This is a genomic window from Kineococcus rubinsiae (assembly GCF_011839805.1).
In the GTDB taxonomy this organism is placed as follows: domain Bacteria; phylum Actinomycetota; class Actinomycetes; order Actinomycetales; family Kineococcaceae; genus Kineococcus; species Kineococcus rubinsiae.
Map to the genome: position 1 here is coordinate 298,813 of NZ_VWPY01000001.1, position 12,668 is coordinate 311,480.

The window sequence follows — 12,668 nt, forward strand, 5'->3', positions numbered from 1 at the left end:
CGCCGCGCCTTGCACCAGCATGAGCAGCATCGGAATCATCGGCAGCGGCAACATCGGCAGCGCGCTGGCCCAGCTCGCGGTGGACGCCGGCCACGACGTCGTCATCGCCAACTCCCGCGGGCCGCAGTCGCTCACGGAGCTCGTGGACCGGCTCGGGCCCCGGGCCCGCGCGGGCACCACCGCGGAGGCCGCGGCGGCCCCGACCCTCGTCGTGGTGACCATCCCCCTCGGGAAGGTCCAGGACCTGCCCGCGGACCTCCTCACGGGCAAGGTCGTCATCGACACCTGCAACTACTACCCCGAGCGCGACGGCGACATCGCCGTCCTCGACGACCACACGCAGACGACGAGCGAGCTGGTCCAGCACCACCTCGCCGGGGCTCGCGTGGTCAAGGCGTTCAACAACATCTTCGCGCAGAACCTGGCCGAGATGCAGCGTCCCGCAGGCGATCCCGAGCGGACGACGCTCCTCGTCGCCGGGGACGACGAGGGCGCGGAGGAGGTCGTCGCGGAGTTCGTCGAGACCATCGGCTACGACGTCGCCGACGCCGGGAGCCTCGCCGACAGCTGGCGCTTCCAGCGGGACCAGCCCGCCTACGCCGCGGCGTACACCGCGAACGGCGACCCGGCCGAGCCGCGGCGGATGACCCGCGAGGACCTGCTGCCCCTGCTCGAGCAGGCGGACCGCTCGATCCGCTGACCACCGGCCCGGCCCGCCGCCGCACCGGCGGCGGGCCGGTCCCACCCCGCACCCGAGGAGCCCCGTGTCCAGGACCGCCACCCCCCTCTCGCTCGGTCTGGCGTTCGTGCCGGACCTGCCCCCGGAACGGCTGCGCGCGCTCGTGACGACCGCGGAGCTCGCCGGTCTGGACGAGTTCTGGGTGTGGGAGGACTGCTTCAAGGAGAGCGGGATCGCCACCGCCGCAGCCGCTCTCGCGTGGACGGACCGCATCGCCGTGGGCATCGGCCTCCTGCCGGTGCCGCTGCGCAACGTCGCCCTGACGGCCATGGAGATCGCGACGCTGGAGCGGCTGTTCCCGGGCCGGCTCCGCGCCGGGGTCGGTCACGGGGTGCAGGACTGGATGCAGCAGGTCGGCGCCCGCGCGGCCTCCCCGATGACGCTGCTCGAGGAGCACGCGCGTGCGCTGCGCGCCCTCCTGGCGGGTGAGCGGGTCACCACGGCGGGGCGCTACGTCACCCTGAACGACGTCGCGCTGGACTGGCCGCCGTCCACACCCCCGCCCCTGCTCGTCGGCGGGACCGGGCCGAAGTCGCTGGCCCTGGCGGGCCGGCTGGGCGACGGCACCCTGCTCGCCACCGCCATGACCGAGGAGGACGTGCGCTCCTCCTGCGAGACGGTGTTCGCCGCGCGGGACGGGGTGCGGCACCCGGTCGTGGTGACCGTCATCGTCGCGACCGGGCCCGGCGCCCGGGAGCGCGTCGACCGCGAGGTCCCGCGGTGGGGCCGGCGGGCCGACGAGGGCATCGGCCTGGCCGGGGACGCGGAGGAGATCGCGGCGGGGCTGCAGCGGCTCGCGGAGCTCGGCATCACCTCGGTCGTCGCCCAGCCGACCCGGGACGAACCCGACCTGGACGGCCTGGTGCACCTGCTCGGCCGGGAGGTCCGTCCCCTGCTCTGAGCGTCCCGGAGCTCGCGCGGCCGCCACGGCGACCGGCCGCTACGGTCAGGGCGTGGACACCGTGGACCTCGGCCGCACCGGCCTGCGCACCTCCCGCCTCGTGCTGGGCACCATGACCTTCGGCGGGCAGGCCGACGCCGACGCCTCGCGGGCGATGGTCGACATGGCCGCCGAGGCGGGCGTGACGCACCTCGACACCGCCATCACCTACGAGGAGGGCCGCTCGGAGGAGATCCTCGGCGACCTCCTCGCCGGCCGCCGCGACGAGTTCGTCCTGGCCTCGAAGGTCTTCGGGGCCCACGGCCCGGGGCCCGAGGACCGGGGCCTGTCCCGCGCCGCGATCGTGCGCGCCGTCGAGGCCAGCCTGCGGCGCCTGCGCACCGACCACCTCGACCTGTACTACCTCCACGCTCCGGACTGGACCGTGCCGCTGGAGGAGTCGCTCGCCGCGATGCACGAGCTCGTGCAGGCGGGCAAGGTCACCGCCGTCGGGATGTCGAACCACGCGGCCTGGCAGCTCGTCGAGGCGGAGCGCCTCGCGGGCCTGAACGGCTGGGCGCCCGTCACGGTGTCGCAGGTGATGCTGAACCCGCTCGCGCGCTCCCTGGAGGAGGAGTACACGGCGGCGGCCGCGCAGAAGGGCTGGTTCAACGTCGTCTACAACCCGCTGGCCGGCGGTCTGCTCACCGGCAAGCACCGCCGCGACGCCGAACCCACCGCCGGCACCCGGTTCAGCGGGGCCGCCTACCGCGACCGGTACTGGAACGAGCAGCAGTTCTCCGCGGTCGAGGCGCTCGCGGGCATCGCGGCCGACGCGGGCTGCAGCCTCCTGGAGCTGTCGATGCGCTGGGCCGTCCACCACCCCGCCGTCGGGGCCGTCCTGCTCGGCGCCTCGTCGCCGGAGCAGCTGCGCGCCAACCTCGACGCGGCCGCGGGCCCGGCGCTGGGGCAGGACGTCCTCGACGCGTGCGACGAGGTCTACGCGGCGCTGCGCGGCCCGGTGCCGAAGTACAACCGCTGACGCCGCGGGCGGCGGGAGGTCAGCCGAGCCAGCGCCGCCACCCCGTCGGGTCGGGCAGCGGTTCCGGCAGGGGCTCCTCACCCAGCGCGCGGGCGGCCTCCGCCACGTCCTCGGCCGTGAGCGTCGAGACGTCGGCGCGGTCGAGCTGGTCCGCGCGGTCCCCGTCGCGCGTCAGCCGCAGCGCCTGGCGGTTCAGCGCCTGCTCGAACAGCGTGCGGGCGAAGCGCGCGTTGCCCGACTCCTCCCCGGCGCGCAGACCGCCGAGGATCTGGCGGAGCACCACCTCGGCGCCGGCCTCCAGCTCGTACTCGTGCTGCGCCGCGATGATCGAGAAGATCGACAGCAGCTCGTCGGTGGAGTAGTCCGGGAACTCGATCTCCCGGGCGAACCGGGAGCGCAGCCCGGGGTTGGAGAGCAGGAACGCCTCCATCAGCCGTGGGTAGCCGGCCACGATCACCACGAGGCGGTGGCGGTGGTCCTCCATGCGCTTCAGCAGGACCTCGATGGCCTCCGCCCCGAAGTCGAGCCGGCCCTCACCCTCCGGCGACAGCGAGTAGGCCTCGTCGATGAACAGGACGCCGTCCAGCGCCCGGCGGATCACGCGGTCCGTCTTGATCGCGGTCGCGCCCACGTACTGCCCGACGAGGGCGGCCCGGTCCACCTCCACGAGGTGGCCCCGCTGCAGCAGGCCGACCGCCCGGTACATCTCGGCCAGCAGCCGCGCCACGGTCGTCTTGCCCGTACCGGGGTTGCCGAGGAACACGAGGTGCTGCGAGGTCGCCACCTCGGGCAGGCCGTGCGTCTTGCGGCGCGCCTGCACCTGCAGGAAGGCCACGAGCCCCCGCACCTGCTCCTTCACGGACTCCAGCCCGATGAGGCCGTCCAGCTCGGCCTGCACCTCGGCGAGCGGGCGCGCCGGGGCGGGACGGGTGCCGAGGCGGTCGCCCGTCCCGTCCTCGCTGCCGCGCAGGCCGGAGCGTCCGAGCTGGTCGCTCAGGCGGCCGACGGTCTCCCGCAGCTCGTCGAGGGGGTTGCGGTTCAGGGGCATGCCGCGACCCTAGGCGCCCCGGGCGCGGGCGACCTCCCGGACGGCAGGACGCCCCGGCCCGCAGCGTGCGGGCCGGGGCGTCCCGGTGGTGCTCAGTCGTGCTCAGTCCCTGCTCAGCGCAGGTCGAAGCGGTCCAGCTCCATGACCTTCTGCCACGCCGCGGCGAAGTGCCGCACGAACAGCTCCTGGGCGTCGTCGGAGGAGTAGACCTCGACGATGCCGCGGAGGATGGAGTTCGAGTTGAACACCAGGTCGACGGCGGTCGCCGTGCGCGTGACGGTGCCGTCGGCGTCCAGGCCCTCGTAGACGCCCTCACCCTCGCGCGCCGAGCGCCACTGCACGCCCAGGTCGAGGAGGTTGCGGAAGAAGTCCTGCGACAGGACGCCCGGGGTGTCGGTGAACACGCCGTGCGTCACCCCACCCGTGTTCGCGCCCAGCACCCGCAGCCCGCCGACGAGGACGGTCATCTCGCGGGCGGTCAGCTCGAGCATGGCGGCGCGGTCCAGGAGGAGCGTCTCCGCGGGCAGCTTGCTGCCCGGGGTGATCCAGTTGCGGAACCCGTCGGCCCGCGGCTCGAGCCAGCGGTAGTTCTCGACGTCGGTCTGCTCCTGGCTGGCGTCGGTGCGACCGGGCGAGAACGGCACCGTGACCGTCACGCCCGCGTCGGCGGCCGCCTTCTCCACCGCGGCCGTGCCGCCGAGGACGATGAGGTCGGCGAGGGACACCTTCCTGCCGGTCGCCGCCTCGAACTCGCCCTTGACGCGCTCGAGGACCGGCAGGACGTCCTGGACGCCCTCGTTGGCGGCCCAGCCGAGCTGGGGCTCCAGGCGCAGGCGGGCGCCGTTGGCGCCGCCGCGCTTGTCGGTGCTGCGGAAGGACGCCGCCGCGGACCAGGCCGTGTGCACGAGCTGCGAGACGCTCAGCCCCGCGGACAGCAGGCGCTGCTTGAGGTCGGCGACCTCGGCCTCGCCCACGAGCTCGTGGTCGACGGCCGGCGTCGGGTCCTGCCAGACGAGCTCCTCGGCCGGGACGTCCGGGCCCAGGTAGCGGCTCTTCGGGCCCATGTCGCGGTGCAGGAGCTTGAACCAGGCGCGGGCGTACTGGTCCGCGAAGTACTCCGGGTCGCGGTAGAAGCGCTCGGAGATCTCGTGGTACGCCGGGTCCGCCATGAGCGCGAGGTCGCTCGTCAGCATGATCGGGGCGTTGCGCTTGCCCTCGATGTGCGCGTCCGGCACCAGGTCGGCGGCCGCGGGGTCCTTCGGGGTCCACTGCTTCGCGCCGGCGGGGCTCTCCGTGAGCTCCCACTCGTGGCTGAACATCGTCTCGAAGTAGGTGTTGTCCCACGTCGTCGGCGTGGGCGTCCACGCCCCCTCGAGGCCGCTGGTGATGGCGTCCGCACCCTTGCCGGTGCCGAACTCGCTCTTCCAGCCCAGGCCGTTGCCGTGCACCGGGCAGCCCTCGGGCTCCGGGCCGACGAGCTCCGGGTTCCCGGCGCCGTGGGTCTTGCCGAAGGTGTGGCCGCCGGCGACGAGCGCGACGGTCTCGACGTCGTTCATGCCCATGCGGCCGAACGTGACGCGGATGTCGTGGGCCGAGCCCAGCGGGTCCGGCTGCCCCTTCGGGCCCTCCGGGTTCACGTAGATCAGGCCCATCGTGACGGCCGCGAGGTGGCCCTCCTCGAGGTCCAGCGGCGCGTCGGCGGCGTAGCGCTCGTCACCCAGCCAGGTGTCCTCGGGGCCCCAGAACACCTCACCGGGCTGCCAGTTGTCGGCGCGCCCGAAGCCGAACCCGAACGTCTTCAGGCCCATGTCGTCGTGCGCGACGTTGCCGGCGAGCACGAGCAGGTCGGCCCAGGAGATCTTGCGGCCGTACTTCTGCTTGACGGGCAGCAGCAGGCGGCGCGCCTTGTCGAGGTTGGCGTTGTCGGGCCAGCTGTTCAGCGGCGCGAAGCGCTGCCCGCCCTCGCCGCCACCACCGCGGCCGTCGGCGATCCGGTAGGTGCCGGCCGCGTGCCACGACATGCGGATGAACAGGGGGCCGTAGTGGCCCCAGTCGGCCGGCCACCACTCCTGCGAGGTGTGCATGACCTCGACGAGGTCGCGCTTGAGCGCCTCGACGTCGAGCTTCGCGAACTCGGCCGCGTAGTCGAAGTCCTCGCCCAGCGGGTCGGAGTCCTTCGACGGCTTGTTCAGGACCGACAGGTCGATCTGGTTCGGCCACCAGTCCTGCGCGGTGCGGGGACGGCCGTTCGTCGCCGCCTCCGGCGCCTTGATCGCCGGGTTCTCGCTCTCGCTGGTGGACTGGGACTGGGCCTTGTCGAGCTCGGTCACGGAGTGCCTCTCTCTGCTGAAGGACGACCGGGGGCTGAGGGGTCGGTGGCGGGGGCCGGGGCCGTCGCGCAGGACCGGCACCGGCCCCAGTAGATGACCTCGGCCTCGTCGACGACGAAGCCGTCGACGGGGGGCGGGGTGAGGCAGGGCGCCTGCCCGGTGGCGCAGTCGACGTCGCTGATGTCCCCGCACACCCGGCACACCAGGTGGTGGTGGTTGTCGTGGACCCGCGCCTCGTAGCGCGCGACGGAACCCTGCGGCTGGATGCGGCGCACCAGGCCGCTGTCGGTGAGCACGCGCAGCACGTCGTAGACCGCCTGGTGCGAGACCGCGCCCATGCGCGAGCGGGCGGCGACGATGAGCGCCTCGGTGTCCCCGTGGGGCTGGGCGTGCACCGCGTCGAGGACGGCCAGGCGCGGCCGGGTCACCCGCAGACCTGCGCCGCGCAGCACGCGCTCGAGGTCCTGGGTGGTGGGCATCCGGTCATCCTGCCCACCGGACTTGAACGAGTCAAGATCGTGCATCCGGACGACCAGGCCACGGGTGGCCGCGCTCACCACGCCCGGGGGTGACAGCCGGCATCCCGTCAGTCACACTCCAAGAGGTTGAACACTCATCTTCTGGAGGACCCGTGACCGTCAAGCTGTCCGTCATCTACTACTCCGCCACCGGCACCGTGCGCGGCATGGCCGAGCGCCTCGCCGCGGCCGCCGAGCAGGCCGGCGCCGAGGTGCGCCTGCGCCAGGTCGAGCGCCAGGCCACCGGCGGGGAGAAGGCCGCGACCGACGCGCAGTCCGCCGAGGCCGAGGCCGCGCAGGGCGCCCCGGGCGCGACCGCGGACGACGTGGTGTGGGCCGACGCCGTGCTCTTCGGCTCGCCCACCCGCTACGGCAACATCGCCGGGCAGCTGAAGATCTTCCTCGACTCCCTGGGCGCGCAGTGGGCCCAGGGCCAGCTCGCCGACAAGGTCTACGCCGGCTTCACGTCGTCGCAGACCGCCCACGGCGGCCAGGAGACCACCCTCCTCGCGCTGTACAACTCGATCTACCACTTCGGCGGGATCATCGTCCCGCCCGGCTACACCGCGGGCCTGAAGTTCGTCGACGGCAACCCCTACGGCGTCAGCCACGTCACGGGCGCGAACAACGACCAGCCGCTGGGCCAGGCCGAGCTGGACGCGCTCGACCACCTCGCGACCCGCGTCGTGACGATCGCCGGGCGCCTCGCGGGCGAGTGATCCCGCTGCAGGTCCGCTGAACCGTCCCGTCCGCCGATCCCCGGCGGGCGGGACGTCCTGCGTCGGGGGGGATCCGTCCGGGTGACGTCCCCCCGCGTTCGCTGCACTCGGCGCGCCAGGGTGCAATGATGCACTCCATGCAGTCGAGTGCACCCGGTCTCCGCGAGCGGCGCCGCGTCGAGACCTCGGGACAGCTGAACGCCACGGCCCGCCGGCTCACCGCCGAGCGCGGTCTGGCCGGGTTCACCGTCGACGAGGTGTGCGAGCTGGTGGGGGTGTCCCGCCGCACGTTCTTCAACCACTTCGCCTCCAAGGACGACGCCGTCCTCGGCCTGCCCGCCCACGCCGACCACGCCGACGCCGAGGAGCGCTTCCTCGCCGGCGGTCCGGACACCTCGCCCCCCACCGGGGGCGCGCTCTCCCCCACCCTCGTCGACGACCTGGCGGACCTGCTCATCGACCGGTGGGAGGTCATGGACCTGACGCTGGAGGACGCGCGCGACCTCGTCGCCGCCTTCGACCGCGAACCCCGCCTGATCGCCCGCGTGCACGAGCTGAACCGCGCCCGCGAACGCGGCGACACGGTGCTCGTGGAACGCCGGGAGCACCTGGCCCCCGGCGACCTCCGGGCCGCCGCGGCCGTCCACGTCCTCGTCGCGGTGCTGCGCATGAGCGTCGAGGCGTTCCTCGACCCCACGACCGAGGAGGCGTTCCGCGAGGCCTTCGCCCGCCGCCTCGCCGCGGCCCGCAGCGTCCTCGCGACTCCCACCAGCACCACCGCCACTGAACCCGCCCGGACCGAACGGACGTCATGACCAGCACCCAGCCCGGACCGCTGCTGCTGACGCAGCGCAGGATCTGGATCATCTTCGGCGCCCTCATCGCCGGCATGCTCCTGTCCAGCCTCGACCAGACCATCGTCTCGACCGCGATGCCGACCATCGTCGGCAACCTCGGCGGCGTCGAGCACCAGGCGTGGATCACGAGCGCCTACCTGCTGGCCACGACGATCGTCATGCCGGTCTACGGGAAGTTCGGCGACGTCCTCGGCCGGCGCCGGTTGTTCATCCTCGCGATCGCGGTGTTCACGCTCGCCTCCGTCGGCTGCGCCTTCGCCACCGACTTCTGGACGTTCGTGGTGTTCCGCGCGTGCCAGGGGCTCGGCGGCGGCGGCCTGATGATCCTGTCGCAGGCGATCATCGCCGACATCGTGCCCGCCTCCGAGCGGGGCAAGTACCTCGGCCCGCTCGGCGCGATCTTCGGGCTCTCCGCCGTCGCGGGCCCGCTGCTCGGCGGGTTCTTCGTCGACCACCTGAGCTGGCGCTGGGCGTTCTACATCAACATCCCGGTCGGCATCGCCGCCTTCGTCATCGCCCTGGTCGCCCTGACCCTGCCCGACAAGAGGGCGACCAAGCCGATCGACGTCGCGGGCGTGGTGTTCCTCTCCATCGCCACGACCTGCCTGATCGTCTTCGCCGACTTCGGCGGGGACACCGCGCACGGCTGGGACGCGGTCGAGACGTGGCTGTTCGCCGCGGGTCTGGTCGTCGCCGTGATCGCCTTCGTGCTCGCGGAGTCCCGGGCCGCGGACCCGATCATCCCGCTGCGCCTGTTCCGCAACCGCACGTTCGTCAACGCCACCGCCATCGGGCTGGCGCTGGGGATCGGGATGTTCGCGGCGATCGGCTTCCTGCCGACCTTCCTGCAGATGTCCTCGGGCACCTCGGCGGCCGTGTCCGGGTTGCTCCTGCTGCCCATGATGGTCGGCCTGATCGCCACCTCGATCCTCTCCGGCCAGGCGATCACCCGCACCGGGCGCTACAAGCTCTTCCCGATCGCCGGGACGGTCCTGGTCGCGCTGGCGATGCTCGCCATGACCACGCTGAGCGCGCAGACGGCGATCTGGCTGATCTGCGTCTACCTGCTGGTGCTCGGCGCCGGTCTCGGCCTGATCATGCAGGTCGTCGTCCTCGTCGCGCAGAACGCCGTGCCGCCCGAGGTGGTCGGCACGGCCACCAGCACCAACAACTACTTCCGCGAGGTCGGGGCCGCCCTCGGCATCGCCGTCTTCGGGACGATCTTCACCACCCGGCTCACCGAGAACCTGACGGGGGTGTTCACCGGCGCCGGCGCCTCGGCCGGCGACGCCGCCCAGGCCACCGCGACCCTCGACCCGCAGGCGCTGGCGCAGCTGCCCCCGGCCGTCCGCGACGGCGTGGTCACGGCGTACGCCGACGCGCTGGCCCCCGTGTTCTGGTACCTGCTGCCCTTCATCGGCCTGGCCTTCCTGCTGGCCCTGCTGCTCAAGGAGATCCCGCTGGCCGACGTCGCCGGGCTCGTCGCCCGCGGCGAGGCGATCGGCGGCGAGGAGGCCGAGACGCTCGAGGCCGCCAAGCGGCGCGGCGACGTCCTCGGGACCGACGGTCCCGCTCCCACCGGTGACGCGGCGGCCCGGGAGCCCGGCGTCGACGCGGTCGGCGACGGGCGGGGCGCCCGGGAGCACGACCGGCGCAGCTGACCTCCGGTCCACGGACCTGCGGTCGGCGAACCTGCGGTCGACGAACCACCGGCGGACGCCGGGTGCCCACGCGGGCACCCGGCGTTCGCCGCGTCCGGGACCTCTCCGCACGCATCCGCGAAAACATTGACGTCCTCATATTTTGGGCTTAGCGTTCCTGCCACCCCGACGACGGGGTGAACGTCGACGACGACACCGGCCGACCCGCTCGGCCCCGTCCGGCAAGGAAGCCCATGGCCCTCTCGTCCGACTCCGCCCGCACGCAGACCGGCCCGCTCCGCGCGGCCGCCGTCCCGCCGGGCGCCCCCCTCACGCCCCCGACGCACGCCCCGCAGCGCCGCGGGTTCCTGTTCTTCCTGGTCCTGGCGGCCGTGGGCGCCGGGGCTGCGGAGATGTCCGCGGCCCTGCTGACCCTGACGCTCAAGGCGAACGTCCTCGACGCCGCCGGGGCGACCACCACCATCGCGGTCTCCAGCGGGATCGCGGGGTTCTTCACCCTCTTCGCCCTGCCGGTCGTCGGGGCGCTCAGCGACCGCTCGCGCTCCCGCCGCGGGCGCCGCCGCCCCTACCTGCTCGGCGGGGCCCTCGCCTTCGTCGCCGGTGGCGTGCTCCTCGTGGCCGCGCCGAACCTCCCGGTCTTCGTGCTCGCCCACGTGCTGATCACCACGGGTTTCGTCGCCACGGGCGTCACCACCACCGCCCTCGTCGCCGACCAGCTGCCGGCCGACCGCCGCGGCCCGGCCGCCGCCTTCCTCAGCCTGTCCGTCGCGGTCGGCGCGCTGCTGGGCATCGCGGTGTCCCAGCCGTTCGGCGCCGACCTCGTCCCGCTCGTCGGCATCCCCACGGCCTTCGCCGTCGTCTCGATGCTGCTGCTCGCGGCCGTGCTGCGCGATCCGCAGGCCCCGCAGCGGCGCGCGCGACTCGACGTGCGCGAGGTCGCCGGGATCTTCTGGGTGAACCCGCGCCGGTACCCGGACTTCAGCCTCGTCTTCGCCAGCCGCATGCTCGTGTTCTCCGGCGTCGCGGCGCTCAACGGGTTCCAGGCCGTGTACCTGCTGCAGCACCTCGGCCTGGCCCCCGCCGGCCTCGGTTCGGCGATCCTGCTGACCGTCGTCGTCAACGCCGGCATCTCGATGCTGGTGGCGCCCGCAGTCGGCCGGCTCAGCGACCGCCTCGGCGTGCGCAAGCCGTTCATCCTCGTCGCGGCGCTGATCCTGGCCGCCGGGCTGGTGGCCGCGGCGACCGCGTCGAGCTTCCCCGCCTACCTCGTGGCGTGCGGCGTCGTGGCGCTCGGCCAGGGCGTGTACTTCGCCGTCGAGCTCGCCCTCGCGACCCGCGTGCTGCCCGACGTGGACAACCCCGCCAAGGACCTGGCCATCATCAAGGTCGCCGACAACCTGCCCGTGACGATCGTCGCGGCCCTCGCCCCCGCCCTGCTGGCGATCGGGGCGGGCGGCGGCAGGAACTTCGCGGCCCTGTTCCTGGCCGGCGCCCTCTCGGCCGTCGTCGGCGGCCTGCTCATCCAGTTCGTCCGCGGCACCCGCTGACCACCGCACCCGTCCACCACCGCACCGCAGGAGAGAGCACGAGATGACCGACACGTCCGCCGCCGCAGAGCTTCCCGCCGGGTTCCTCTGGGGTGTGGCCACCGCGGGGCACCAGACCGAGGGTGACAACGTCGCCAGCGACACCTGGTTCCTGGAGCACACCACGCCGACGCTGTTCCGCGAGCCGAGCGGACCCGCCTGCCGGTCCCTCGAGCGGTGGGCGGAGGACCTCGACCTGGCCGCCTCGCTCGGGCTGGACGCGTTCCGGTTCTCGGTGGAGTGGGCGCGCGTCGAGCCCGTGCGCGGGCAGGTCGACGCCGCGGCGCTCGACCACTACGAGCGCGTCGTCGACGGCTGCCTCGAGCGCGGCCTCGCCCCGCTCGTCACGTACAACCACTTCACCTCGCCGCACTGGTTCTCCGCGGCCGGTTCCTGGCTCGCCGACGACGCGGCCGAGGTGTTCGCGGCGCAGTGCGACCGCGTGACGGCCCGCGTCGGGGACCGGATCGCCGCGGCGGTGACGTTCAACGAGCCGAACCTGGAGCAGCTCCTGCAGGCCGGGCACAAGCTCCCGCCCGAGGCCGAGCAGCTGAAGAAGGCCATGCTCGCGGCCGCGGCCCGCGCCGCGGGGACCCCGAGGTACTTCTCCTCCAACGTCGTCCCCGCGGCCGTGCAGGAGGAGTTCCAGGAGGCGATGACGCGCGCGCACCGCACGGCGCGCGCCGCGGTGAAGGCCCGTCGCGGCGACCTGCCCGTGGGGGTCTCCCTCGCCGTCGCCGACGAGGTGGCGCTGCCCGGCGGCGAGGCGCACCGCGACGCCAAGCGCGCGGCCGTCTACGACCACTGGCTGCGCGTGGCCCGCGAGGACGACTTCGTCGGGGTGCAGAACTACGAGCGCCTCTTCCACGGCCCCGACGGCGAGGTCGTCCCCGGCGGCCCCCGCAACGGCATGGGGTCGGTGGTCGACCCGGCCTCGCTCGCCGGAGCCGTGCGCTACGCCCACCAGGTGTCCGGGGTCCCCGTCCTGGTCACCGAGCACGGCGTGCAGACCGACGACGACTCCGTGCGCGCCGCGTTCCTCCCGGCCGCCCTGGGGCTGCTGGCCGCGGAGGTCGCGGCGGGGACCCCGGTGCTGGGCTACTGCCACTGGACCCTGCTGGACAACTTCGAGTGGATCTTCGGGTACGGGCCGAAGCTGGGCCTCGTGGCCGTGGACCGCGAGACGTTCGCGCGCGTCCCGAAGCCGAGCGCGGCCGTGTACGCGGACGTCGTCCGGGCGCACCGCGCCGTGCCGGTGGGCTGAGCGCCGCGGCGCGACCGTAGTGTC

At 73.7% G+C, this 12,668-nt stretch carries 11 protein-coding genes; 8 read left to right on the forward strand and 3 right to left on the reverse strand.

Annotated features, from left to right (window positions below; all coding sequences use genetic code 11):
* The first annotated feature begins 19 nt into the window (after positions 1-19).
* From F1544_RS01450 to F1544_RS01460, 3 genes are all read left to right on the forward strand, one after another.
* The gene (locus tag F1544_RS01450) at positions 20-700 is read left to right on the forward strand and encodes an NADPH-dependent F420 reductase (protein ID WP_167581162.1); all 681 of its coding nucleotides are present in this window, start codon (positions 20-22) and stop codon (positions 698-700) included.
* Between the two features lie 64 nt (positions 701-764).
* Entirely contained in the window at positions 765-1,640 is an 876-nt protein-coding gene (locus F1544_RS01455; protein ID WP_167581164.1) for an LLM class flavin-dependent oxidoreductase, read from the forward strand.
* Positions 1,641-1,692: 52 nt separating this feature from the next.
* On the forward strand, positions 1,693-2,661 hold the full coding sequence (locus F1544_RS01460; protein ID WP_208971043.1) for an aldo/keto reductase: 969 nt from the start codon (positions 1,693-1,695) through the stop codon (positions 2,659-2,661).
* 19 nt (positions 2,662-2,680) lie between these two features.
* Here F1544_RS01460 and F1544_RS01465 read toward each other — a convergent pair whose 3' ends face one another.
* The 3 genes from F1544_RS01465 to F1544_RS01475 all read right to left on the reverse strand — a co-directional run bounded on the left by F1544_RS01465 (position 2,681) and on the right by F1544_RS01475 (position 6,518).
* Positions 2,681-3,709: an AAA family ATPase gene (locus F1544_RS01465; RefSeq protein WP_167581166.1), complete on the reverse strand. Its 1,029-nt coding sequence runs from the start codon at positions 3,707-3,709 to the stop codon at positions 2,681-2,683.
* A gap of 113 nt (positions 3,710-3,822) precedes the next feature.
* A complete protein-coding gene (gene katG, locus F1544_RS01470; protein ID WP_167581168.1) occupies positions 3,823-6,039 on the reverse strand; it encodes a catalase/peroxidase HPI in 2,217 nt (738 codons plus the stop codon).
* On the reverse strand, positions 6,036-6,518 hold the full coding sequence (locus F1544_RS01475; RefSeq protein WP_167581170.1) for a Fur family transcriptional regulator: 483 nt from the start codon (positions 6,516-6,518) through the stop codon (positions 6,036-6,038). Before F1544_RS01475 ends, katG begins: the two co-directional genes overlap by 4 nt.
* A gap of 206 nt (positions 6,519-6,724) precedes the next feature.
* Here F1544_RS01475 and F1544_RS01480 point away from each other — a divergent pair, with 206 nt between their 5' ends.
* From F1544_RS01480 to F1544_RS01500, 5 genes are all read left to right on the forward strand, one after another.
* Complete coding sequence (locus tag F1544_RS01480) at positions 6,725-7,276, forward strand: NAD(P)H-dependent oxidoreductase (RefSeq protein ID WP_244307689.1); 552 nt, start codon at positions 6,725-6,727, stop codon at positions 7,274-7,276.
* Between the two features lie 137 nt (positions 7,277-7,413).
* Positions 7,414-8,091, forward strand: coding sequence for a TetR/AcrR family transcriptional regulator (locus F1544_RS01485; protein WP_167581173.1), 678 nt, complete (start codon positions 7,414-7,416; stop codon positions 8,089-8,091).
* Positions 8,088-9,794, forward strand: coding sequence for an MDR family MFS transporter (locus tag F1544_RS01490; RefSeq protein WP_167581175.1), 1,707 nt, complete (start codon positions 8,088-8,090; stop codon positions 9,792-9,794). Before F1544_RS01485 ends, F1544_RS01490 begins: the two co-directional genes overlap by 4 nt.
* Positions 9,795-10,027: 233 nt before the next feature.
* The gene (locus F1544_RS01495; protein ID WP_167581177.1) at positions 10,028-11,341 is read left to right on the forward strand and encodes an MFS transporter; all 1,314 of its coding nucleotides are present in this window, start codon (positions 10,028-10,030) and stop codon (positions 11,339-11,341) included.
* Between the two features lie 43 nt (positions 11,342-11,384).
* Positions 11,385-12,644, forward strand: a complete 1,260-nt coding sequence (locus F1544_RS01500) for a family 1 glycosylhydrolase (RefSeq protein WP_167581179.1) — start codon at positions 11,385-11,387, stop codon at positions 12,642-12,644.
* Positions 12,645-12,668: the final 24 nt, after the last annotated feature.

What these genes read in the sequence shown, in the direction of transcription:
- F1544_RS01495 (WP_167581177.1), top strand. Translation starts at nt 10,028, where the DNA reads ATGGCCCTCTCGTCCGACTCCGCCCGCACGCAGACCGGCCCGCTCCGC.
- F1544_RS01500 (WP_167581179.1), top strand. Translation starts at nt 11,385, where the DNA reads ATGACCGACACGTCCGCCGCCGCAGAGCTTCCCGCCGGGTTCCTCTGG.
- F1544_RS01450 (WP_167581162.1), top strand. Translation starts at nt 20, where the DNA reads ATGAGCAGCATCGGAATCATCGGCAGCGGCAACATCGGCAGCGCGCTG.
- F1544_RS01485 (WP_167581173.1), top strand. Translation starts at nt 7,414, where the DNA reads ATGCAGTCGAGTGCACCCGGTCTCCGCGAGCGGCGCCGCGTCGAGACC.
- F1544_RS01490 (WP_167581175.1), top strand. Translation starts at nt 8,088, where the DNA reads ATGACCAGCACCCAGCCCGGACCGCTGCTGCTGACGCAGCGCAGGATC.
- F1544_RS01475 (WP_167581170.1), bottom strand. Translation starts at nt 6,518, where the DNA reads ATGCCCACCACCCAGGACCTCGAGCGCGTGCTGCGCGGCGCAGGTCTG.
- F1544_RS01480 (WP_244307689.1), top strand. Translation starts at nt 6,725, where the DNA reads ATGGCCGAGCGCCTCGCCGCGGCCGCCGAGCAGGCCGGCGCCGAGGTG.
- F1544_RS01465 (WP_167581166.1), bottom strand. Translation starts at nt 3,709, where the DNA reads ATGCCCCTGAACCGCAACCCCCTCGACGAGCTGCGGGAGACCGTCGGC.